Below are 22,477 nucleotides of genomic sequence, written 5' to 3' on the forward strand. Positions count from 1 at the left end.
GGTGTCTCGGGTCGGAGTGCGGACCGACACATCGTGCGGCCGGACGGAGACGGGGGGCCACAATTGCCGTCACCGGGAAGGAAACCAATTACACGAGTAGACCGATCGGTCTATAGGCTGTGGTACCCTCTCCCCCATGACACCCCGATCACCCGCCCCTGACCTGCGTTTGTCCGACGTGAGCTCGGCCAGGGTCATGCGCACGATCCGGTTCCGGGGGCCGGTGACCCGTCCGGAGGTGGCCGCGTCCACGGGCCTGTCGGTGGCGACGGTCAGCCGAGCCACGGCAGCGCTGCTGTCCTCCGGGGTCATCCGCGAGCGACCCGAACTCATGCACGACGGTTCCGTGGGCCGGCCGAGCATCCCCGTGGAGATCGATCCCGCCGGGCCCGTGGTGGTGGCCGTCCACATCGGCCTCAGCCGGTGCGTGGTCGCCATCAGTGATCTCGCCTGCCGGATCCTGTCCGAGTACGCGATCCCCACCCCGGGCCGGGATCCGGAGGTGATCGCGGACGAGCTGTCCGCGATCGCGTTCCGGCTCCTCGACGGCCACCGGGACCGCCGGCTGGTCTGGGGCGGCGTGGCCACGGCCGCGAGGATCACCGCGCCGGGCAGGATCGACCACGACCTGCTGGGGTGGCGGGACGTTCCGGTGGCGGACCTGTTCGCCGATCGAATCGGGGTGCCCTTCTCCGTGGCCCCCCACGTCGAGGCGATGGCCGCGGCGGAGCTGCTCGTGGGGCACGAGTCCCACACGGGCACGACGCTGGTCGTCTACGCGCGGGAGCATCTGGGCTCCGCCCTCGTGATCGACGGCGCCGTGCACCTGCCACGGGCCGGCTCGGCGGAACTCGCCCACCTCCCCGTGGGGCCGACCACCTACCTCGACGACCGCGGCGGTGGCCTCCTGGACGTGGTGGGCGATTCCGGACTGGTCCGGGCTGCGGCCGCCCGCGGGATCACCGTCGGGTCGGTGCCGGAGCTCGCGGCCCGGTCACACGGTGACCCGATGGCCGACGCGATCCTCGTCGAGCGGGCGACCATCCTCGGCCGCCTGGTCGGGTTGGTCTCGGCCATCACTCGGCCGGATTCGGTGGTGCTCTGTGGACAGGCCTTCACGGACCACCCGCGCTACCTGGGACCCCTCCTGCGAGCCTCACGGGAGACCCCTCTCGCCGGCGGGGCACCCGAACTCAGGGTGTCGACGGCGGGCGGGCGGATCCAGCAGCTGGCGGCCATGGCGGTGGCGCTCGACACCATCTCGGCCGACCCCACGAGCGCGCTGCCGTCGAGGCTGCTGTCGGTGTCCTGACCCTTTCCGGTCACCGCGACAGTAATGTTCGACATCCGTAGCGGACCCCCACAGACTTCTCGTATGACCGAACGAAGCCTGTCCACCGCTCACCAGTCCGTCCCGGCGGAGACCCATCGGCGGGCGATGCGTATGCATCCCGCCGGCGTCACGATCATCACCCTCGACGGCGCCGACGGGCCGGTGGGGTTCACCGCGTCATCACCGTCCAGCCTGTCGTCGAGGCCCGCCCTGGTGAGCTTCAACGTCGGGATCTCGTCGTCCAGCCTGGCGGCGGTGCTCGACGCCCGGACCGCGGTGATCCACCTGCTGGGCGAGGCCGACCGATCACTCGCGCTCCGGTTCGCCGGCCCCTCCCACCGCCGGTTCGCCGACCACTCCCTGTGGACCCGGGCCGAGACCGGTGAACCGCTCCTCCACGGCGGGCGGGCGCGACTCCGGGTCGCCCTCGATCGTCTCGTCCCGGCGGGCGACCACGTCCTGGTGGTCGCGCGGCTGCTGGACGCCTGGTTCGACGAGGAGGATCCCGGCGATCCGCTCGTGGTGCTCGACGGCGGCTTCCGTGCGGTGCCCACGGCCCACGAGTGACCACGTCCCACGACTGACCACGACTGACCACGAGGCCGACCGACCACGAGATCGGCCGACGACGAGGCGGCCCCCGCTCGATGAGCGGGGGCCGCCTCGTGTCCGTGCCGCGTGTCCGGCCTAGGTGGTGGCGGGAGCCGCCCCACCGCTACCCGACGGGCCGCCGGGGGCTGCGCCACCGAAGCCGCCCGAGCTGGGCGGGAGCGAGTCGCCCGGGCCGGCCTCACCGGTGGGTGCGACGCTCGCGGTGATCTCCTCACCCTCGCGGGACCCGGCGTCCGGGCGCTGGACCCCGGTGAACGTGAACCGGGCGTCCTCGGTCTTGTCGGACTCGCCGTCCCAGCCCTCGACGTCGACGGTGATGAGCTCGCCGGCCGCGACCTCGCCGAAGAGGATCTTCTCCGACAGCGTGTCCTCGATCTCGCGCTGGATGGTGCGACGCAGCGGCCGCGCACCCAATACCGGATCGAAACCCCTCTTGGCGAGAAGCTCCTTGGCCCGGTCCGTGATCTCGATGGTCATGTCCTTGGCCTTGAGCGCCACGCCGACGCGGCTGACCATGAGGTCGACCATCTCCACGATCTGAGCCTTGGTGAGCTGGTGGAACACCACGATCTCGTCGATGCGGTTGAGGAACTCGGGCCGGAAGTGCTTCTTGAGCTCGTCGTTGACCTTCTGCTTCATCCGCTCGTAGGCGTCCTCGGTGTTGTCGGAGGACTGGAAGCCCATCCCGACCGCCTTGGAGATGTCCCTCGTGCCCAGATTGGAGGTGAAGATCAACACGGTGTTCTTGAAGTCCACCATGCGGCCCTGCCCGTCGGTGAGACGGCCGTCCTCGAGCACCTGCAGCAGCGTGTTGTAGATCTCGGAGTGGGCCTTCTCGATCTCGTCGAACAGGACCACCGAGAACGGCTTGCGCCGGACCTTCTCCGTGAGCTGGCCGCCCTCCTCGTAGCCGACGTACCCGGGAGGTGCGCCGAACAGACGGGACGCGGTGAAGCGGTCGTGGAACTCGCCCATGTCGATCTGGATGAGCGCGTCATCCTCGCCGAACAGGAAGTTCGCCAGCGCCTTGGAGAGCTCCGTCTTACCGACACCGGACGGGCCGGCGAAGATGAACGAACCCGAGGGCCGCTTGGGGTCCTTGAGACCGGCCCGCGTGCGGCGGATGGCCCGGGAGACAGCCTTGATGGCGTCCTCCTGGCCGATGATCCGCTTGTGCAGCTCGTCCTCCATGCGGAGCAGACGCGTGGTCTCCTCCTCGGTGAGCTTGAACACGGGGATCCCGGTCCAGTTGCCCAGGACCTCCGCGATCTGCTCCTCGTCGACCACGGCGGCCACATCCATGTCGCCCGCACGCCACTGCTTCTCGCGCTCCGAGCGCTCGGCGATGAGCTTCTTCTCCGTGTCCCGCAGGCCCGCGGCCTTCTCGAAGTCCTGCGCGTCGATCGCGGACTCCTTCTCACGGCGGGCCTCCGCGATCTTCTCGTCGAACTCCCGCAGGTCCGGCGGAGCGGTCATCCGCTTGATCCGCATGCGGGCGCCGGCCTCGTCGATGAGGTCGATCGCCTTGTCCGGGAGGAAGCGGTCGTTGATGTACCGGTCCGCGAGCTGGGCCGCCGCGGCCAGGGCGGCGTCCGTGATGGTGACGCGGTGGTGGGCCTCGTAGCGGTCCCGCAGACCCTTGAGGATCTCGATGGACAGCTCCACGTTGGGCTCCGGGACCTGGACCGGCTGGAAACGACGCTCGAGCGCCGCGTCCTTCTCGATGTGCTTGCGGTACTCCTCGAGCGTGGTGGCGCCGATGGTCTGCAGCTCACCGCGGGCCAGCTTGGGCTTGAGGATCGACGCGGCGTCGATCGCACCCTCGGCGGCACCCGCGCCGACGAGGGTGTGGATCTCGTCGATGAACAGGATGATGTCGCCGCGCTGGTTGATCTCCTTGAGCACCTTCTTCAGGCGCTCCTCGAAGTCTCCGCGGTAGCGGGAACCGGCCACGAGCGACCCCAGGTCGAGCGAGTAGACCTGCTTGTCCTTGAGGGTCTCGGGGACCTCGTTGTTGACGATGGCCTGGGCCAGGCCCTCGACGACCGCGGTCTTGCCCACGCCGGGCTCGCCGATGAGCACCGGGTTGTTCTTGGTGCGCCGGGAGAGCACCTGCATGATGCGCTCGACCTCCTTGGCGCGGCCGACGACCGGGTCGAGCTTGCCCTCCATGGCGGCCTGCGTGAGGTTGCGACCGAACTGGTCCAGCACCGTCGAGGACGACGGCGTACCGGACTCGCGACCACCGGTGCCGGCGGGGGCGCCCGTGGCCTCGGCCTCCTTGCCCTGGTAGCCCGACAGCAGCTGGATGACCTGCTGGCGGACCCGGGTGAGGTCCGCTCCGAGCTTGACCAGCACCTGGGCGGCGACGCCCTCGCCCTCACGGATGAGGCCGAGCAGGATGTGCTCGGTGCCGATGTAGTTGTGGCCGAGCTGCAGCGCCTCGCGCAGGCTCAGCTCCAGGACCTTCTTGGCCCGCGGCGTGAACGGGATGTGCCCGCTGGGCGCCTGCTGGCCCTGGCCGATGATCTCCTCGACCTGACTCCGCACCGCTTCCAGCGAGATCCCCAGGGACTCGAGTGCCTTGGCGGCCACTCCCTCGCCCTCGTGGATGAGACCCAGCAGGATGTGCTCGGTGCCGATGTAGTTGTGGTTGAGCATCCGGGCCTCTTCCTGGGCCAGGACGACGACGCGACGCGCGCGGTCGGTAAACCGTTCGAACATCGTGCTACCTCACATTCCTCGGGTTCCGTCCACTCTAGTGGCCGTGCTTGACGCGCTGCACCGCAGGAGCGGGAGCGGGTCCGTCACCAGGGTTCAACGCGGCAGGTCGGGGATCCATTGCAGATCCGTGTACGCCGACAGCGAACGCCGCCGATCCGTGCGCCGGGGGACGGACTTCCGTCGTCGGCGCCTAGGGTCGTGGACATGACACGGGTGGACGGAGCGGGGACGTGACCCCCTTCGATCTGGACCGGATCGGCCACGGACTGCCCTTCGCCGCCGCGCTGCCCGCCCTCCGGGACGCCCTCGCCACCAGGGGGACCGCGGTCGTCCAGGCCCCGCCCGGCACCGGGAAGACGACCCTCGCCCCACCGGCGGTCGCCTCGGCGGACGGGATCGCGGGACGGGTCGTCGTCACCCAGCCCCGACGGGTGGCGGCCCGCTCGGCGGCGCGACGACTGGCGGCGCTGACCGGGACGGGGGTCGGCACCCTGGCGGGCTACTCCGTGCGCGGGGACTCCAGCGTCGGCCGGGACACCCTCGTGGAGTTCGTGACCCCGGGGGTGCTGGTACGGCGCCTGATCGCCGACCCGGACCTGCCCGGGACCGCGGCGGTGGTGCTCGACGAGGTCCACGAGCGGGACGTCGAGTCCGACCTCGCCCTTGCCCTGCTCTGCGAGCTGCGCCAACTCCGCGACGACCTGCCCGTGGTGGCCATGTCCGCGACCGTCGAGGCCGGTCGCTTCGCGCGCCTGCTGGGCGGCGCCGGAACGGAGGCCTCGGCGCCGGTGATCGACATCCCGGCCGTCCTTCATCCGCTGGAGATCCGCTACCGCCCGCCCCTCGCTCCCCGACTGGATTCCCGTGGGGTGACCGACGGTTTCCTCGACCACGTGGCCACCGTGGCGGCCGACGAGGTGACCGCGAGCGGGTCGGACACCCTGGTCTTCCTCCCCGGGGTCCGCGAGATCGACCGCGTGGTGCGCTCGCTCACGGCACGACTGGGCGGGCGCGCCGAGGTCCTGCCCCTCCACGGCGGGCTCGACGCGGCCGAGCAGGACCGGGCGGTCTCGGGATCCGGCCGCGGGGACCCGACCCCGGGCCGGGGCGCGGCCGGACCCCGGCCCCGGGTGGTGGTCTCGACCGACCTGGCGGAGTCCTCCCTCACCGTCCCCGGGGTTCGGGTGGTGGTGGACGCGTGCCTGAGCCGCGAACCCCGCAGGGACGCCGCACGCGACATGACCGGGCTCGTCACGGTGTCCGCCTCCCGCGACTCCTGCGTGCAGCGCTCGGGCCGCGCGGCCCGTCTCGGCCCGGGGATCGCGGTGCGCTGCCTGTCCGAGGACGAGTTCTCGCGCGTGCCGGCGCACCGCACGCCGGCGATCGCCACCTCGGACCTGACCGCGTTCGCCCTGGACGTGGCCTGCTGGGGCGCCCCGCGGGGCGAGGGTCTGGCACTACCCGACCCCCCACCGTCCGGGGAGATCCGCCGTGCCCAGTCGGTGCTGCAGAGCCTGGGCGCGCTTGACGCCCTGGGCCGCGCCACCGACCGCGGGCGCGACCTGGCCCGGGTCCCCGCGGACCCGCGGCACGCCCGCGCGTTGCTCGACGGCGCCCCCGTGGTCGGCCGCGCGATGGCGGCGGAGGTGGTGTCGTTGCTGACCTCGGGTCGCCGCTCGCCCGCAGGCGACCTCGTGGCGGACCTGCGCGCCCTACGCGGGGGCCGCGCGGCGGACCACCGGACCTGGGAGCGCGAGGCCCGCCGCCTGGAACGCGTGGTCCGAAGCGGTGGCGGGCCGGGCGGGATGCCGATCGAGGACGCCGTCGGCCTGATCGTGGCCCTGGCCCATCCCGATCGGGTGGCGCGCCGCCGGGGCGGGCAGTACACCTTCGCGTCGGGCACAGGGGCGGTCCTCCCGCCCGGGTCCGCCCTCACCGGCCACGAGTGGCTCGCGGTGGCCGAGGTCGCACGGGCGTCCGGACGGGCCGCCGGGGAGGCGGGGGCCGTGATCCGGGCCGCCGCCCCGGTGGACCGGGAGGGAGCCGAACGAGCGGCGGCGGGTCTACTCGACGACGACGAGGCGGCCACCTTCTCGGGCGGCGCACTGACCGGACGCCGGATCCGCCGGCTCGGGGCTATCGAACTCTCCGTCACCCCGGTGCGGCCGGGCCCCGCCGCCGCCGTGTCGGCCGTGGCGGCCGCCGTCCGCTCCGACGGCCTGTCCGCACTCGGACCCGACGACGAGGCTCTACGCCTGTGGCGCCGGCTGGCTCTCGCGCATCGGGAACTCGGACCGCCCTGGCCCGAGGTGTCGGCCGAGGCGCTCGCGGACCGGCTGGCCGAATGGCTCGGGCCGGAGGTCGACGCCCTCACGCGTGGCGGGAAGCTGGCGGGACGCGGCGTCGGCCCCGCGCTGCGGCGGCTGCTCCCGTGGCCGGAGGCGACCCGGTTCGACGAGCTGGTGCCCGACCGCCTGCAGGTGCCCAGCTCGTCGTCATACCGTGTCGACTACCCCGAACCCGGATCCGACGCGGCACCGGTGCTGGCGGTCAAGCTGCAGGAGTGTTTCGGGTGGACGACCTCACCCCGGATCTGCGACGGGCGGGTCCCCGTGACCGTCCATCTGCTCTCCCCCGCCGGACGGCCACTCGCCGTGACCCGCGACCTGGAGTTCTTCTGGCGCGAGGCCTATCCCGGTGTACGGGCGGAGATGCGGGGCCGCTATCCCCGGCACCCGTGGCCGGAGGACCCGATGGGCGCCGAACCCACTCGTCGGACCAACCGTCGACATTGAGGATCCCGTTACCATAACGAACCGCCCTGCCGCACTGCCCCGGAGTTGTCCGCCTCATACCATGTGAGTCAGCGCACCTGCGTCCGTCGACCCCGCCCGGAGCGTGATCGCCATGCCCGCGTACACCCCACCCGCACCCCACCGGGTCCCCCTCCCGACCAGGACCCCCGCACGGACCAAGCGGATCCCGCGCGTCCGGAACCGGATCGGGGCCCTGGTGACGTTCACCGGTCTGGCGCTGGCGCTGCTCAGCCTCTACCTGCCGTGGCTGGCCACGGGCGCGGACGAGCGGATCTCGGCCCTGGGGATCACCGAGCTCATCGACGTCCGCAGCGTCGCACCGGTGTTGTTCGTCGGACTACTTGTCCTGGCCCTGCTCGTGGCCGTCACCGCGCTCACCCGCCTGGGGTCGTTCGCCGTCGCGGCGGCGGTGGTGGCGATCGGGGTCCTGGCGGGACACCTCGCCTTCGTCTGGACCCTGATCCTGTCCACGGGGTCGACGGAGCCGGCACTCTCGGGCCTGCCCGCGAACGCCACGGTGACCTCCGGGCCCTATGTGGCCGCGTTCGGGTTCGTGATGGTGTCGGCGGGGTCGGCCTGGGCCGCCCGGTCCGCTCGCTATCCGGTCGATCCCGTGACGTGACGGGCGGGCCCGGTCCGGCGGTCACAGTCCGCCACCGCACCGTCCGGCCGGAACGCACCGTTGTGGCAGAACCCGGACACCCCGCCTATTATGTGACTTACCTCACTTCACAGGTTCCGGTCCGATTAAGGGGCACCCGCCATGGCCGCACAGACAACGCCCGTCACCCGCACCTCGCCGTCGTCGGCGAGCACCCCGACCGGCGGCAAGATCATCCCGCACCTGCGAAACCGCGTCGGCGGCCTGATCGCCGTAGTGGGGCTGGCGCTCGCCCTGCTCAGTCTGTACCTCCCCTGGTTGAGCACCGGGACCGGCGGAGGGATCAGCGCGCTCGACCTCACCGAGATCCTGGACCTGCGCGCGATGGCGCCCCTGAACTTCCTGGGGCTTCTCGTGCTGTCGGTCCTGGTGGCGGTCACGCTGTTCACCCGGTTGGGATTCTTCGCGGCCGCCAACGCGGTACTCGCGTCCCTCGTGTTGATCGCCCACCTCATCTTTGTCTGGGTCCTGTTCAACTCGACCGACACCTCGGATCCGATGCTGGCGGGCCTGCCGGACGGCACCTCGGTCACCTACGGTCCGTTCGTCGCGGCGATCGGATTCATCCTCGTGATCATCGGATCGGCGTTGGCGGCCAAGTCCGCCGAGTACCTGCTCCCGGACCGCGCCGAGGCCCGCATGTTCACCGGCTCGTGAGGCGTCAGAACACCACCACGGTGTCCCCGACCTGCAGCCTCTCGAAATAAGTCGCCGCGGCGGGCCGGTCCATCCGGATACACCCGTGCGACTCGTAGGCCGGATCGCCCTCGTGGAAGGCGATCCCTCCCACGAAGTACACCGAGTACGGCATCGGGGCGTCGTCGAACAGACGGCTGACCTCGTGGCGCACCTTCCGGGTGACCTGGAACGTCCCGCGAGGGGTCTCCCAACCGACCCTTCCGTGCGACATCCGTACCGGCCCGTAGCTCAGCCGCTCCCCCGACTGCAGCCAGGTCCGGTTCCCGTCGAGGTCGACGCACGCGGCGGCCGTACGCGGACACGGGCTCTGCGGGGTGGGGTCCGGCGGCGGCGGGGGCGCGGCCGGAGGGGGCACGAACCCGGGCGGAGGAGTGATCCCCGCCGACTCCAGCCAGCCGCCGGCGGCGGTGCGCAGGTCCGCGTCCGCCTGTACGGATCCCGCCAGGGCCTGATCGAGCACCTGCTGGGCCTCCGGCGGTAGGGGGACCTGGGCCGAGGCGGCGGACGTGGAGGTACCCGCGATCAGCAACGCCGCCACCGCGCCGGCCACCACTCGCGAGGGGATTCTTCTCATGCCGTGATTATGTCCGGGGCACGTCACCCGGACGGACGACTCGCTGTCACGGTCCGGTCTCGACCCGGGCGCTCGACCGGCGCGAGGTCTACCGTCTGGACCATGAGCGAGTCACCGCTTCCCCTCCCCCGGCTCTCCGCGCCGGCGTCCCGCGCCCTCGCCGCGGCCGGGATCACCGACCTCCGCCAGTTGGACGGAACGCCCGAGAGGGACGTTCTGGCGCTGCACGGGGTCGGCCCCTCCCAGCTCGGCGTGCTGCGCGACGCACTGTCCGCGGCGGGGCTGTCCCTCGCCGATCCGCTCTCGCGGCCCCGCGCCACCGGCCGCAACGACAACACGGCGTTTCTCGAGACACCGGGCTCCCCACGGCAGTGGATCGAGGGGTTGCCCACCGCCCGGCGGGTGGAGGACGGCCTGCGCCTGCTCGAGCTCTTCGGCGAGGTCACCGGCGAACCACCGTCCATGTGGGGCCCGTCGATCGTGGGCTACGGCACGCACCACTACGTGTACGACAGCGGTCGTGAGGGCGACACCCTCCGGGTGGGCTTCAGTCCCCGCGCCTCCGCCATCAGCCTCTACGGACTGCTCAGGGCCCCGGGAGCCGACGCGTTGCTCGCGACGCTGGGGCCGCACAAGACCGGCACGGGGTGCCTCTACGTGACGACCCTGGCCCGGATCCGGGAACCCGTGCTCCGCGAACTCGTGGCGGCGGCGTGGGCGCAGCCGGACTGACGCAGCCAGAGCGTCGCCGGTGACGGTCGCGTCAGTCCCGCGGTAGCGGCTTGACCATCGGGAACAGGATCGTCTCCCTGATGCCCAGCCCGGTGAGCGCGATGAGCAGACGATCGATCCCCATACCCAACCCGGTGGTGGGCGGCATCCCCTGCTCCATCGCGGCCAGGAAGTCCTCGTCCAACACCATCGCCTCGTCGTCACCGGCCGCGGCGAGCCGCGCCTGGTCCTCGAACCGGCGACGCTGGATCACCGGGTCGACGAGCTCCGAGTAGCCGGTCGCCAGCTCGAACCCACGGACGTAGAGGTCCCACTTCTCGGTGACCCCCCGATCCGTGCGGTGATCGCGGGTCAGAGGGGAGGTCTCCACCGGGAAATCGCGGACGAACACCGGCCCCTCGAGCTGGTCACCGCACAGGTGCTCCCACAGCTCCTCGACCAGCTTGCCGTGCAGCCAGCCCCTGCCCGAGGGCACCTCGAGCCCGACCTCGCCGGCCAGTTCCGTGAGTTCCTCGACCGTCGAGTCGACCGTGACGGTGTCCTCGTCGGTGTTCCCCACCACCTCGGGGTGCTGCGCGCGCAGGGCCTCGTTGAGCGAGGGGTACATACGCATCTCACGCCACTGCCCGCCCAGGTCGTACTCCGTGCCGTCGGCGAGGGTGACGGTGGTGGTGCCGAACACCTCGCGCGCGACCTCCTGGATGACCTCACGGATCATCGTGGCGGACGTGTCGTAGTCCCCGTAGGCCTGGTAGGTCTCGAGCATCGCGAACTCGGGGCTGTGTGAGGAGTCCACACCCTCGTTCCGGAAGTTGCGGTTGATCTCGAAGACCCGCTCGATGCCGCCCACCACGCATCGCTTGAGGTAGAGCTCGGGGGCGATGCGCAGGTACAGGTCCAGGTCCAGGGCGTTGGAGTGCGTGACGAACGGCCGGGCGGCGGCGCCGCCGTGCAACGTCTGCAGCATCGGCGTCTCCACCTCCAGGAACCCCCGCCTGTCGAGGGCGTCCCGCAGGGCCCGGACGACCTTGATGCGGGTGACCGCGTTGCGCCGGGCCGTGTCGCGCATGATGAGGTCGGTGTAGCGCTGACGGACGCGCGTGTCCTCGCTCAGTTCCTTGTGCGCCACCGGCAACGGACGCAGCGACTTGGCCGCCAGCACCCACGAGTCGGCCATGACGGACAGCTCGCCGCGCCTGGACCGCACCACGCGGCCGGTCACCGAGACGTGGTCACCGAGGTCCACGTCCTGCTTCCACGCCTCGAGCCGCTCCTCGCCCACGTTGGCCAACGAGAGCATCGCCTGCAACTGCGGGGCGAACGAGTCGGGCCCGCCCTCGGTCGCCGGGACCGACAGGTCGGCGTCCGGGCTCACGCCGTCCTGGAGTCGGACGAAGCAGAGCTTGCCCGTGTTGCGGACGAACAGCACGCGGCCCGCGACGGAGACCCGGACGTCGGTCTCCTCCCCGGGCTCGAGGGCGACGAAGCGCGGATCCGAGGCGATCTCGACGAGCCCGTGCGTGCGGGGGACCTCGACCGGATAGGCGTCGACGCCGGAATCGAGGATGCGCTGCCGCTTGTCGCGACGGATACGCAGCTGCTCGGGGGTGTCGTCGGCGGGCTCGGTCGCGGCGGGGGTCGAGTCGGTCACGACTCCCGAGGATAGTCGTCCCTATGCGGCGGGGCCGAACCCGTCACCGCGCACGTGGTCGAGGACGTGGAGGTCGAACCGGTCCGACAGCTGCTCGATGGCGGCCGCCGCCCGGACACTGTTGCCGTGCTCGTCCAGGCGCGGCGAGTAGGCCGCGATCCCGAACTTACCGGGAACCACCGCGAACAGACACCCCGACACCCCGCTCTTCGCGGGCAGTCCGACCTGGTAGACCCAGTCGCCCGCCGCGTCGTACATGCCGCAGGTGAACATCACGCTGTTGGCGTAGCGGACCGCCTTGCGCCCGAGGATCCGCTCGTCGCTGCCGGGCTTCAGACCGCCGTTCGCGAACATGGCGGCCATGTGGGCGAGTTCCCGGACGTCCACGCGGACCGCGCACTGGCGTCCGTACCCCGCCACCACCTCGTGGGGGTCGTCCGCGAGGGTGCCCTCCTCGGCGAGGAGGTGCGCGAGCGCCTGGTTGCGGTGTGCGCTCTTGGCCTCGATGTCGGCGATCTCCTCGTCGACCTCCACGTCACGGCCGACGAGGCGGGAGAGCAGTGCGCGGATGTGCTCGAAGCGCGAGACCTCGTCGTCGTCGGTGTCCCCGACGAGCGCGTGGGCGGCCAACGCCCCGGCGTTGACCAGACCGTTGGGTGCCCGGCCGGTCCCGGCCTCGAGGGAGATCTCGTTGAAGGCGTCCCCGGAGGGTTCGACCCCGATCCGCTTGGCCACCTCGTCCACGCCCTTCTGGTCCAGGGCCAGGGCGTACACGAAGGGCTTGGAGGCGGATTGGAGATCGAAGCGGATGTCGTCGTCCCCCGCCGAGGTCACGGTGCCCTCGAGGTCGCACACCGCCATCGCCAGGGCGTCGGGGTTCGGGTGTTCGTAGTCGCCGAGGTGCGGGACCAGTTCGCCCGAGGAGTCGTCACGGACCTCGTCGAGGATGCCCTGGAGAAGGTCTGCCGAGATGTGGTCCGTCATGGACGCGACCGTACCGGGGCCGGTGCCCGCGCGCCCCCGGTCGGGCGTGGTGCCGCGCTCAGTGCGCCGAGATCGCGGATCGCTCGCGCAGCAGGTGCTCGGCGTCCGAGAGCAGGCCGAGCGCCCCCGCCGCCCGCAGTGCGTCGTGCCCCCCGTCCACCGCCCGGACCCCTCGCACACCACGGGAGTGCAGTTCCAGGGCGAACAGCTCGGCGTCGAGGCCGTCGTCACTGACGAGGAGCACCTCGCGCCCCTCGTCCACGGCGGCGAGGGGTGCCGCCGAACGGGGATCGAGCAGCTCGACGACGGGGCGGGCCTCGACCGCGACCGCCCCGGCCAGCACACCCTGCCGCTCGCGCTGGACCCGTGAGCGGATGTCCACGACGAGCGCCCCCGCCTCGACGGTGGTGCGGTAGTCCGCCACGTCCAGCGTGAGGGCGGCGGGGTCGGTGAGGGTGACGGCGAGAGAGGTCATCTGGTGCTCCTGGTCAGGCGGGTCCCGGTCGGTCCGTTCGAGGGTGCTGCTGCCGGTCGGGGACACCAGTGCTGCGCACGTGCGGAGCCCGCCGGACCGGCCGAGGGCATTCGTCGTGCGTGCATGGCCCCAATAATAGACAGACCGGTCTATCTACGACAAGAGCGGATTCCTTCGGCCCGCTGACCACACCCGACAGCACACCCGCTGGCGCCCGAACATTAGTTGATGCATCATATAGTCAGACCGAAGGAGCATCATGACCACCGCACGCACGCGTCAGCCCGCCGTCTTCATCGGCCACGGCGTCCCCCTCAACGCGCTCGAGGTCAACCAGTGGACCCGCGAATGGGCCGCGCTCGGCACCTCCCTCCCCGAACGTCCCCGCGCCGTGCTGGCCGTCTCGGCCCACTGGTACATCGGGGCCACCGCGGTGACCGCGATGGCCAACCCGAGGACGATCCACGACTTCTACGGCTTCCCACGGGAGCTCAACGAGTTCGACTACCCGGCCGCCGGTGCACCCGAGCTCGCCTCGGAGGTGGCCGAGGTGGTCAAACCCACCTGGGTCGGCGAGGACCGGGACTCGTGGGGGCTCGACCACGGCACGTGGTCCGTCCTCACCCACGTGTTCCCCGATGCCGACGTCCCGGTGGCCCAGTTGTCGGTGGACGCCTCCAAGCCCGCGGGCTACCACTTCGACCTGGGCACCAGGCTCTCGGCGCTGCGGGACTCCGGTGTGCTGATCCTGGCCAGCGGCAACGTGGTGCACAACCTGGCGGCCGCGGACCCCACCCGCGGGGACTCGGGGACGGACTGGGCGCACCGATTCGACGACCACGCCCAGGAACTGCTCACCGAGCGGCCGGAGGACGCCCTCTCTCTGGTCGAACACCCCGACGCCCGACTGGCCGTCCCCAGCGCCGACCACTTCCTGCCCCTGCTCTACACGGCGGGGATGGCGGCCGGATCCGGCGAGAAGCTGGACGCCTTCAGCAAGGGGTACGCCTGGGGGTCGGTCTCCATGACGAGCTACCGCTCCGCGGCCTGACCCGCACGCGCGGCCTGACCCCGCTGCGCCGTCAGGTCCCCCTGGCCCGGTTCGCGAGGCCGCCCGTCAACGGCAGCAGCACGACCAAGGACACCCACATCAGCTGGGCGGTCCCCGCGCCGACCGTCACCGCCACGGGGACCGATGCCAGGAACACCACCGGGGTGGCGGTCGCCGCCAGGAGCATTCTGCGGTTCTCCCTCGCCGACGTGGAACGGCGTTCCAGTCCGACCGCGCGACCACGCTGGTACACGGCGGCCTGCGCGAGGGACACCCCGGCGATGTTGAGGGCGTAGAGCGCGGTCGGCATGTCGAGATCGGCCGTGGCCGGGTTGCTGATCGCGTCGGTGGTGAAGGGCACGAGGATCACCAGGCCCGTCGCCAGGAGGTTGCCGACCACCATCGGGCCGTCGAGTCCGGTGAGGCCCTTGATCATCCTGACGTTGACCCGCCACAGCGCGCAGATCACCACGAAACTCAGTGCGACCCCGGTCAGCTGCTGCCCGAGCCCGGATGCCGCCAGGGAGCCGAGGTCCTGCCACGCCTCCGGCCCCGGCAGGTCGACGTTCACGATGAGCAGCGTGACGGCGAAGCCGTAGATGGCGTCGAAGAAGGACACCCCGCGGTCGAACTCGGAGGTGTCCCTGCGGATCACCTCGTCGTCGTCGATCTCTCTCCGTCCGATCCCGTCCATGGCGGACAGCATGCCACCGGCGCGGGGCGGGATTCAGGTGTTCCTCTCGAACACCAGTCGCAGTCCCTCGAGCGCGAGCTCCGGCTCCACGTCGGTGATCGTCCGCGACTCCTCCGCCACGACGTCCGCACGCAGTCCGGTCAGCACCACCGCCGCGTCGGCCAACTCGGCGACGTCCGTCCGCAGGCGGTCGACCAGCGCGTCGATCTGCCCGGCGAACCCGATCACGATCCCGGCCTGCAGCGCGGCGACCGTGTTCTTGCCCAGCGCGCCCCGGGGCCGCACGACCTCGATCTTGCGCAACGCGGCCGCGCGCTCGGCGAGAGCGTCCACGGAGATGTCGATCCCGGGCGCGATCGCCCCACCGAGCAACTCGCCGCGGGCGGAGACGGCGTCGACCGTGGTCGCGGTGTCCACGTCGACGACGATCACCGCGCCCTCGAACAGGGTGTGGGCTGCCAGGGCGTTGACGACCCGGTCGGACCCCACCTCCCGCGGAGAGTCCACGAGCAGTGGTACCCCGGTCTTCACTCCGGGCGCCACCACGACCGCGCGCAACCCGGGCCAGTAATCTGCGGCCATCCGTCGCAGTTCGCCCGTCACCGACGGCACGACCGACATCGCCGAGATTCCGGTGAGCCGCTCGGCGCACTCGCCGAGCAACCCCCGGATGGTCAGCGCCAACTCGTCGGAGGTCACCGCCGGCGACGTCCGCATGCTCCAGGTGCGCTCGAGTGGACCGCCATCGGGGGGGAAGACGCCGAGCCGGATGTGGGTGTTGCCGACGTCGACGGTGAGTAACACGGCCCTACCCCGACACCTAGACGGTGGCGGGCTCGGGGACGCGCGGGTTCTTCAGGCCCGACCCCTCGGGGACGTCCGCCGGATCGGTGCCCTCGGTGAGCGTGCGGTTGTGGGCATCCACGAAGACCACGCGCGGCTCGTAGGCCCGCGCCTCGGCGTCCTCCATCACCGCGTACGCGATGATGATCACCAGATCCCCGGGATGGACGAGGTGCGCGGCCGCACCGTTGATGCTGATGACCCCCGAGCCCCGCTCGCCGGTGATGGCGTAGGTGGTCAGACGGGAGCCGTTGTCGATGTCGACGATGTCGATCTGCTGCCCCTCGAGCAGGTCCGCGGCGTCCATGAGGTCCGCGTCGATGGTGCAGGAACCCACGTAGTGCAGGTCCGCCTGGGTCACCGTCGCCCGGTGGATCTTGGAGTGGAGCATGGTGCGCTGCATCTAGATGCCTTCCTGGAGGTCTGCGGCCAGCTCGGCCTGCTGGGAGGCGACGGTCGCCTCGGCGGCGGCGAGGAACCCCGTGCCGATGGCCACGCCGACGTTGTCGATGAGGCGGGCGGAGCCGATCCGGGCCGCCACGAGGAGCCGCCCCGGACCCTCCTGCGGCGGCTCGCCGAGGTCGCCGGCCCGCAGCTCGAGGTAGTCGATCGAGATCTGCGGTCGCTCCGCCAGGACCGCGCGGGCGGCGTCGAGCACGGCCTGCCCGCCCCCCTTGGCCGCGAACGTCCCGGCCACGAGCGCCGCGTTGAGCGTGGTGGCCAGTTCCCGCTCCTCCCCGGAGAGGTAGCGGTTGCGTGAGCTCATCGCCAACCCGTCCGACTCGCGGACGGTCGGCACACCCACCACCCGGACGTCCATGTCCAGGTCGGCCACCATCTGACGGATCAGGACCAGCTGCTGATAGTCCTTCTCCCCGAAGAACGCCTGGTGAGGGGCGACTATGTTGAACAACTTGGCCACCACGGTGAGCATCCCGGCGAAGTGCCCGGGGCGGGAGGCACCGTCGAGGATGTCCCCCGTCGGCCCGGGCAGCACGGTGGTCCTCGGCCCGTTCGGATACATCGCGGCGGCGCTGGGGGCGAAGACCAGCTCGACCCCGGCGGCGGCCAGCCTGGCCACGTCCTCGTCGAGTGTCCGCGGGTAGGCGTCCAGGTCCTCACCGGGCCCGAACTGCAGCGGGTTGACGAAGATCGACACCACCACCACGGAGCCGGGAGTCCGGCGGGCGGCCTCGACCAGGGCCAGGTGTCCCTCGTGCAGCGCCCCCATCGTCGGGACGAAGGTGATCTGCCTGCCGACCTTGCGCAGCGACCGGGTGACCGCGTGCAGCGCCGAGGGGTCGTGGTGGACGGTCAGCTCGCCCCGGGTGTAGCCGGTACCCGGCCGTCCCGGGACCGCCGTCCGCACGGGGAGGGTCGAGGTGGTCATCGCAGCTGCTCCGTCAGGTCGGGGGCCAGGAGGTCGGTGACGTCGCGTCCGGCACCGCAGCGATCCGCCGTCCGCAGCGCGAGCGCGCGGTACCCGGCGGCGATTCCGCTGTCCACGTCCTCGAGCGCGTCGAGGTGGCGCGACACCGTCACCGCGTCGCCGCGCATCACGGGGCCGGTCAGCGCCGACTCCCCGGAGGCCAGGACGTTGTCGAGCGCGGCCCGCAGCAGCGGCTCGAGGGTACGGCGGGCCAGCGCCCCGGCGTCCGAACCGAGCATGCCGTCCGGGTCACCCTGGACCCCGCCGCCGGGCAGGACAGAGAAGGACGCCGCGAGCGCCTCTGCGGCGTCGTTGACCAGCGTGACGAGATGGTTGGCGCCGTGCGCGAGCGCCGCGTGGTAGAGCGCCCGGTGGGATTCGGCGACGGTGACGGGCAGCCCGCCGGTCTCCATCACCAGCATCTGTCCGACGACCAGGCCGACCTCGTCCGGGGAGGTCAGGGCCCACGAGCAGCCCTCCATGCGCTCGATGTCCGAGTCTCCGCCCGTGAAGGTCATGGCGGGGTGGGCCGCCACCACGACCGCGCCGGCGTCGGCGGCGGAACGGAGCACGTCCGCACCCACCGCGCCGGCGACGTGGACCACGATGTGGCCGGGGCGGAAGGCGTCGGCGTCGGCCAGTTCCGCGACCACTCCGGGCAAGTCCTTGTCGGGCACCGCGAGGATCAGCAGTTCCCCGGCCCCGGCCACCGCGACCGGATCGGAGAATCGCGCCTCCGGCAGACGGCGGGAGGCGAGCTCACGTGACCGCTCGGAGCGCGCGACGACCGCGGAGACGACGTGGCCACGACGCTCCAGCGCGGCGCCGATCGCCGTGCCGACGCGTCCCGCGGACACGAGGCCGACCGAGAGGCGGGCAGGGGGTGTTCCGGTGACGCCGAACTCGGACATCATGAGGTGCTCCAGTGCTCGATCCGTTCCAGGCCCGCTCACGTGGTGGGTCCCGGACATCTCGGGGGCGAGAATAGTCGCACTCTCCGACCGGGGCACGCCCGAGTGGCGTACCTCACAAAGTCGGGGTGGGGCTCGATCGGCCGGGTCGCGCTGCCTCAGTCAGCCGAATGGCGGTGGCGACGCCCACGGCCGGGAGCCTCGTCACCGCCGAGGCGTGCCATGAGCTCGGCGACCGAGAGCCCGCCGCCCTCGCCGTGCCGGCTGTGCGGCGCGGACTCGGTGGCCGCGGGCTCGGGCTTCTGCGCCTGCTCCCGTGCGGGCTCGGGCTCAGGCTTCTGCGCCTGCTCCCGTGCGGGCTCGGGCTTCTGCGGTTCCGGCGGGGTGGGCGGGGTGGGCGGCTCCGACCTCGAACGGCCGGCGGGGCGGACCGCGGGGCCACGGGGCGTGTCGCCCCGGGAGCCGGCGGGGCGGGACTCCCCCGCCTCGACCGGCGAGAACTTCTCGGTGCGCTCGGTGCTGGGTGTGACGTCACGACCGACCCCGGTGACGGTCGGCTCGGGCGTCGACGGCCGGGGGCGCACCGGGCCGGAGGGGCTCGACGAGGCGGGTGGGGTCGAACCGGCCTTGCCGGACGACGCGGGGCTGCTCGAGGCGGGAGTGGTCGAGGCGGGAGTGGTCGAGGCGCGACCCGACGGAGAGGTCCCGAACGGGGGTGTCAGGGTCGATTCCGGTGCTCGACGACGTGGTTCGACGCGCTCGGACGGCACCGATGGCAGTGACGACCCGGCGCCGAGCTCCCCTGCTGTGGTGTCACCACCCACGGCGAGACGCTCGTCGGTCAGGGTGACGCCCATCTGCCCGAGCTGCTCCCGCAACGCGGCGATCTCGTGGCGGAGCGCGTGGATGGAGTCGGTGGTCTCCGCACGCACGGAGTCGCGCAGGTCCTTCTCCACCACGAGCTCGTGCTCGCGGCGGGCGGAGATCTCGCGTTCGAGCTGCAGTTCGTACACGGTGTGCAGGTCGCGGACCCGGGCCGCCTCGGCCGCCGCCTGCCGCCGGTAGCGGGCCACGAGGAACGCCCCGATGAACGCCGCCCAGAGTGCCGAGAGGGTGCCGATCCGCATCCACACCGGATTGTCGGAGAAGACCATCACCACGGTCGCGATGAGTGCCAGCACCAGGAGCGCCCCGAGAGCGATCCCCGCCAGGCCGCGGTCGTCGCCGCGGACGGGGCGGACGGATCGGGGCTTGTCGATCGCGCCGTCGGAACTCATGCCCCGCATGATACGCAGAGAACCACTAGTCACACGGGTAACCAGCGCGTGTTCCTCCAGATGCCCGCCGTCTGCTGACCGCTCGATCCGCTCAGGTCGACTGGGCCAGTCCCCCCACGTCATCGTCGGAGGGCGGGGTCTCGCACGACGACTCGAGGAACAGACCTGCCCCCACGAGCAGCGCCCCGGACACCAGCACCGCCACGGACGGCGGCAGCTCGGCGCTGGCCGCCGCCAGCTCACCCAACCTCGGTGCGAAGTAGAGGACGAGTCCGACGCCCAGACCTCCGGCCGCGGCCCCCAGCACGGCCGACGCCTGCCCGAGGGCTGCGCACCGCGCGATCGTCAACGGGTGCATCTGACTGCGGTCCTGACCGACCCCGCCGTCGGAGATCGCGGACCGGATCCGGAGCGCAAGCAGCACGTCGATCAACGCCACCACCGGGAGCGTGACCCATCCCCACCCGAGGGGCGGCAGCGACCCGAGCAGCGAACCGGTCAGGAAGTAGGCGGCCACACCGGCGACGAGTGCGACCAGGACGAGGGTGGACACCGCGATGCGAGTCATGTCAGCGGCTCCACCCTTCGGGGGCCAGCCGGTCGTGCGTCCGGCGGACCGCGGCGACCTCGGCGGGGTCCAGGGCGTCGAGGTGGTCGGTGAGAGCGAGGCCGTCGAGCCGGGCCCCGGGCTCGACCTCCGACCACGGGACCAGGACGAACGCGCGCTCGGCGGCGCGCGGGTGGGGCAGGGTCAGGGACTCGTCCCGGGAGTGCACCGGCGTCCCGTCGACCTCCGCCGACACCACGTCCACATCGAGGGACCTCGGCCCCCAACGGACCTCGCGTGTGCGGCCGGCGGCGCGCTCCCGGGCGAAGCCCCAGTCGAGCACGTCGCGGGGGGACCCGGGGTGGTCGACGACGAGGACCGCGTTGAGGAAGTCGTCCTGCTCCACCCCGCCCCACGGTGGGGTCGCGTAGACGGAGGAGACGCGACGAAGGATGCCCTCCCGGGCGGCGGCGGCCACCGCCCCACGGAGCAGGTCGAGAGAATCCCCCTGGTTTCCGCCGATCGACAGCACGGCCCGACAGGTCACCGGTCCACACCCGGGCCGTCGACGTGGACACGCGAGCGTCGGGCCACCACCGCGACGTCCGCGAACTCGGCCGGGATGGGGGCCTGCGGCTTGTGCAGCGTCACCTCGACCGCGTGTGCCTGCGGGGCCAGGTCCATGATCCCGTCGGCGATCTGCGAGGCCACCGTCTCGATCAGGTCGCGGGGGGCCCCGGACACCACGTCGCGGGCGAAGAGCGCCAGCGCACCGTAGTCGACCGTGTCGGCGAGGTCATCGGACGCCGCGGCCGCGGTGAAGTCGGTCCACAGGACCAGGTCCACGAGGAAGTCCTGGCCGTCGCGTCTCTCGTGCTCGAAGACACCGTGGTTGCCACGGACCCGCAGGCCCCTCAGTTCGATCCGGTCCGCCATCAGCCTTCCTCCACCCCTCCGGCCGCCCAGGCGGCCGTCACCCGTACGGCGTCGGCGCTCGGCGGGACGTCGTGGACTCGCACGGCCCACGCCCCCGCCGCCGCCGCGAGAGCGGTGACTGCCGCGGTGGCCGGGTCACGGTCGGCCACCGCCCGGGGCACACCGGCGGTGTCGGCGAGGAGCGACCCGAGGAAGCGCTTGCGGGAGGCGGCCACCAACACCGGGAAGCCCAGGTCGATGAGGACGTCGAGTCGGTGGAGCAGCGCCCAGTTGTCGGCGGCGTCCTTGGCGAAGCCCAACCCGGGGTCCACCACGATCGAGCCCGCGTCGACGCCTGCGGACACCGCCGCGTCGGCGCGGCGGGCGAGGTGGTCACGGACGGAGGTCACCACGTCCCCGCCGTAGTCGGCACGCCCGCCGGCGCCCGCCCGGTACTGGTCGGGAGACACCCAGTGCATGAGCACCACGGGGCAGCCGTGGTCGGCGACGACCTCCAGCATGCCGGGGTCGGCGAGGCCTCCGGAGACGTCGTTGATCAGCGCCGCTCCCGAGTCCAGGGCCTCCGCCGCGACGGAGGCGCGCATGGTGTCGACCGAGACCGTGACCTCCTCCTCCACGAGTGCGCGGACCAGCGGGATCACCCGGGCCGCCTCGTCGGTCCGATCGACCCGGATCGCACCCGGCCTCGTGGACTCCCCGCCGACGTCGAGGAGGTCGGCGCCCTCGGAGACCAGGCGACGCGCATGGGCGAGGGCCGCCTCGGGGGCGAGGTGCCGCCCACCGTCGGAGAAGGAGTCCTCCGTGACGTTGACGATGCCCATCACCGCGCAGCGGCCCGGGCGCGGCAGTACGGACGGGCGCGGCGGGGCGGCCGGGTGGCTCACGTACCCCGGAGGAGGCCGAGGGCCTCCGCCCTGGTGGAGGCGTTGGACCGCATGCTGCCCCGGACCGCGGAGGTGGTGGTCACGGAACCGGCTTTGCGGATCCCCCGCATGCTCATGCACAGGTGTTCGCACTCGATCACCACGAGGACGCCGGTGGGCTGGAGCCTGTCCACCAGGGCGTCGGCGACCTGGCCGGTCAGGCGTTCCTGGACCTGAGGGCGCTTGGCGTAGAGGTCCACGAGTCGCGCGAGCTTGCTCAGCCCGGTCACGGCACCGGATCGCCCCGGGATGTATCCGATGTGGGCCACCCCGTGGAACGGCACCAGGTGGTGCTCGCAGGTCGAGTAGATGGGGATGTCGCGCACCAGCACCAGTTCGCGGTGATCCTCGTCGAAGGTCTTGGACAACACGTCCGCGGGGTCGGTGTACAGCCCCGCGAACACCTCCCGGTAGGCGCGGGCGACGCGGGCAGGGGTGTCCAGGAGTCCCTCGCGCTCCGGGTCCTCACCCACGGCGATCAGGAGTTCCCGGACCGCGGCCTCGGCGCGTTCGGCGTCGAACACGCGGTCGGTGGACCTCGACCGGGCGTCGGCCGCGGGGATGTGGTCAGGGGTTGTCATCAGTCCTCTTCTCGCACGACACCG

Annotated in this window: 23 protein-coding genes; 7 read left to right on the forward strand and 16 right to left on the reverse strand. The window is 71.9% G+C overall.

Going from position 1 to position 22,477, the window contains the following annotated elements; translation table 11 throughout:
- Positions 1-136: 136 nt before the first annotated feature.
- Complete coding sequence (locus ABD250_RS05865) at positions 137-1,312, forward strand: ROK family transcriptional regulator (protein WP_182641397.1); 1,176 nt, start codon at positions 137-139, stop codon at positions 1,310-1,312.
- A 63-nt stretch (positions 1,313-1,375) separates the two neighbouring features.
- Positions 1,376-1,900 (forward strand): flavin reductase family protein, encoded by a 525-nt coding sequence (locus tag ABD250_RS05870; RefSeq protein ID WP_182641396.1) that lies wholly within the window; start codon positions 1,376-1,378, stop codon positions 1,898-1,900.
- Between the two features lie 120 nt (positions 1,901-2,020).
- Here ABD250_RS05870 and ABD250_RS05875 read toward each other — a convergent pair whose 3' ends face one another.
- Positions 2,021-4,669, reverse strand: coding sequence for an ATP-dependent Clp protease ATP-binding subunit (locus tag ABD250_RS05875; RefSeq protein WP_179524491.1), 2,649 nt, complete (start codon positions 4,667-4,669; stop codon positions 2,021-2,023).
- A gap of 230 nt (positions 4,670-4,899) precedes the next feature.
- Between ABD250_RS05875 and hrpB the strand changes: the two genes are divergently transcribed.
- The 3 genes from hrpB (at position 4,900) to ABD250_RS05890 (ending at position 8,803) form a co-directional block, all read left to right on the forward strand.
- Positions 4,900-7,464 carry an ATP-dependent helicase HrpB gene (hrpB, locus tag ABD250_RS05880; RefSeq protein ID WP_344391209.1) on the forward strand — a complete coding sequence of 855 codons (2,565 nt, stop codon included), beginning with the start codon at positions 4,900-4,902 and terminating at the stop codon, positions 7,462-7,464.
- A gap of 112 nt (positions 7,465-7,576) precedes the next feature.
- Complete coding sequence (locus ABD250_RS05885) at positions 7,577-8,107, forward strand: hypothetical protein (RefSeq protein ID WP_182659063.1); 531 nt, start codon at positions 7,577-7,579, stop codon at positions 8,105-8,107.
- 141 nt (positions 8,108-8,248) lie between these two features.
- Positions 8,249-8,803: a hypothetical protein gene (locus tag ABD250_RS05890; protein WP_182610523.1), complete on the forward strand. Its 555-nt coding sequence runs from the start codon at positions 8,249-8,251 to the stop codon at positions 8,801-8,803.
- Between the two features lie 4 nt (positions 8,804-8,807).
- Here the strand turns inward: ABD250_RS05890 and ABD250_RS05895 are convergent, their stop codons facing one another.
- Positions 8,808-9,419, reverse strand: coding sequence for a L,D-transpeptidase (locus ABD250_RS05895; protein ID WP_182645538.1), 612 nt, complete (start codon positions 9,417-9,419; stop codon positions 8,808-8,810).
- 102 nt (positions 9,420-9,521) lie between these two features.
- Here ABD250_RS05895 and ABD250_RS05900 point away from each other — a divergent pair, with 102 nt between their 5' ends.
- A complete protein-coding gene (locus ABD250_RS05900; RefSeq protein WP_182659062.1) occupies positions 9,522-10,151 on the forward strand; it encodes a DUF1801 domain-containing protein in 630 nt (209 codons plus the stop codon).
- A gap of 31 nt (positions 10,152-10,182) precedes the next feature.
- On the opposite strand, the gene lysS is transcribed toward ABD250_RS05900, so the two are convergent.
- From lysS to ABD250_RS05915, 3 genes are read right to left on the reverse strand one after another with little or no spacing between them, the layout of a single operon-like run.
- A complete protein-coding gene (gene lysS, locus ABD250_RS05905) occupies positions 10,183-11,802 on the reverse strand; it encodes a lysine--tRNA ligase (protein ID WP_182659061.1) in 1,620 nt (539 codons plus the stop codon).
- Between the two features lie 21 nt (positions 11,803-11,823).
- Complete coding sequence (glsA, locus tag ABD250_RS05910; RefSeq protein ID WP_179524484.1) at positions 11,824-12,786, reverse strand: glutaminase A; 963 nt, start codon at positions 12,784-12,786, stop codon at positions 11,824-11,826.
- A gap of 58 nt (positions 12,787-12,844) precedes the next feature.
- The gene (locus ABD250_RS05915; RefSeq protein WP_241731117.1) at positions 12,845-13,261 is read right to left on the reverse strand and encodes a rhodanese-like domain-containing protein; all 417 of its coding nucleotides are present in this window, start codon (positions 13,259-13,261) and stop codon (positions 12,845-12,847) included.
- Positions 13,262-13,520: 259 nt separating this feature from the next.
- Between ABD250_RS05915 and ygiD the strand changes: the two genes are divergently transcribed.
- Positions 13,521-14,312, forward strand: coding sequence for a 4,5-DOPA-extradiol-dioxygenase (ygiD, locus tag ABD250_RS05920; protein ID WP_182659107.1), 792 nt, complete (start codon positions 13,521-13,523; stop codon positions 14,310-14,312).
- 31 nt (positions 14,313-14,343) lie between these two features.
- On the opposite strand, the gene ABD250_RS05925 is transcribed toward ygiD, so the two are convergent.
- The 11 genes from ABD250_RS05925 to folE all read right to left on the reverse strand — a co-directional run bounded on the left by ABD250_RS05925 (position 14,344) and on the right by folE (position 22,453).
- On the reverse strand, positions 14,344-15,006 hold the full coding sequence (locus ABD250_RS05925) for a TMEM175 family protein (protein WP_182659106.1): 663 nt from the start codon (positions 15,004-15,006) through the stop codon (positions 14,344-14,346).
- A 33-nt stretch (positions 15,007-15,039) separates the two neighbouring features.
- Positions 15,040-15,810 (reverse strand): type III pantothenate kinase, encoded by a 771-nt coding sequence (locus tag ABD250_RS05930; protein WP_182645543.1) that lies wholly within the window; start codon positions 15,808-15,810, stop codon positions 15,040-15,042.
- A 16-nt stretch (positions 15,811-15,826) separates the two neighbouring features.
- Entirely contained in the window at positions 15,827-16,252 is a 426-nt protein-coding gene (gene panD, locus ABD250_RS05935; RefSeq protein ID WP_179524479.1) for an aspartate 1-decarboxylase, read from the reverse strand.
- Positions 16,253-17,239, reverse strand: a complete 987-nt coding sequence (gene panC / locus ABD250_RS05940) for a pantoate--beta-alanine ligase (protein ID WP_179524478.1) — start codon at positions 17,237-17,239, stop codon at positions 16,253-16,255.
- The gene (locus tag ABD250_RS05945) at positions 17,236-18,189 is read right to left on the reverse strand and encodes a DUF2520 domain-containing protein (RefSeq protein ID WP_179526139.1); all 954 of its coding nucleotides are present in this window, start codon (positions 18,187-18,189) and stop codon (positions 17,236-17,238) included. Before ABD250_RS05945 ends, panC begins: the two co-directional genes overlap by 4 nt.
- A 158-nt stretch (positions 18,190-18,347) precedes the next feature.
- Positions 18,348-19,466, reverse strand: coding sequence for a DUF6779 domain-containing protein (locus ABD250_RS05950; protein WP_179524477.1), 1,119 nt, complete (start codon positions 19,464-19,466; stop codon positions 18,348-18,350).
- Positions 19,467-19,557: 91 nt separating this feature from the next.
- Entirely contained in the window at positions 19,558-20,034 is a 477-nt protein-coding gene (locus tag ABD250_RS05955; protein ID WP_182659131.1) for a DUF3180 domain-containing protein, read from the reverse strand.
- Between the two features lies 1 nt (position 20,035).
- Positions 20,036-20,560, reverse strand: a complete 525-nt coding sequence (gene folK / locus ABD250_RS05960; RefSeq protein ID WP_182610840.1) for a 2-amino-4-hydroxy-6-hydroxymethyldihydropteridine diphosphokinase — start codon at positions 20,558-20,560, stop codon at positions 20,036-20,038.
- Positions 20,557-20,949: a dihydroneopterin aldolase gene (gene folB, locus ABD250_RS05965; RefSeq protein WP_179524474.1), complete on the reverse strand. Its 393-nt coding sequence runs from the start codon at positions 20,947-20,949 to the stop codon at positions 20,557-20,559. Before folB ends, folK begins: the two co-directional genes overlap by 4 nt.
- Complete coding sequence (folP, locus tag ABD250_RS05970) at positions 20,949-21,770, reverse strand: dihydropteroate synthase (RefSeq protein WP_179526138.1); 822 nt, start codon at positions 21,768-21,770, stop codon at positions 20,949-20,951. The genes folB and folP overlap by 1 nt, the downstream gene beginning before the upstream one ends.
- Positions 21,771-21,829: 59 nt before the next feature.
- A complete protein-coding gene (folE, locus tag ABD250_RS05975; RefSeq protein WP_179524473.1) occupies positions 21,830-22,453 on the reverse strand; it encodes a GTP cyclohydrolase I FolE in 624 nt (207 codons plus the stop codon).
- Positions 22,454-22,477: the final 24 nt, after the last annotated feature.

Origin of the sequence: Dietzia cercidiphylli (assembly GCF_039531545.1) — a bacterium.
Classification (GTDB): Bacteria; Actinomycetota; Actinomycetes; order Mycobacteriales; family Mycobacteriaceae; genus Dietzia; species Dietzia natronolimnaea.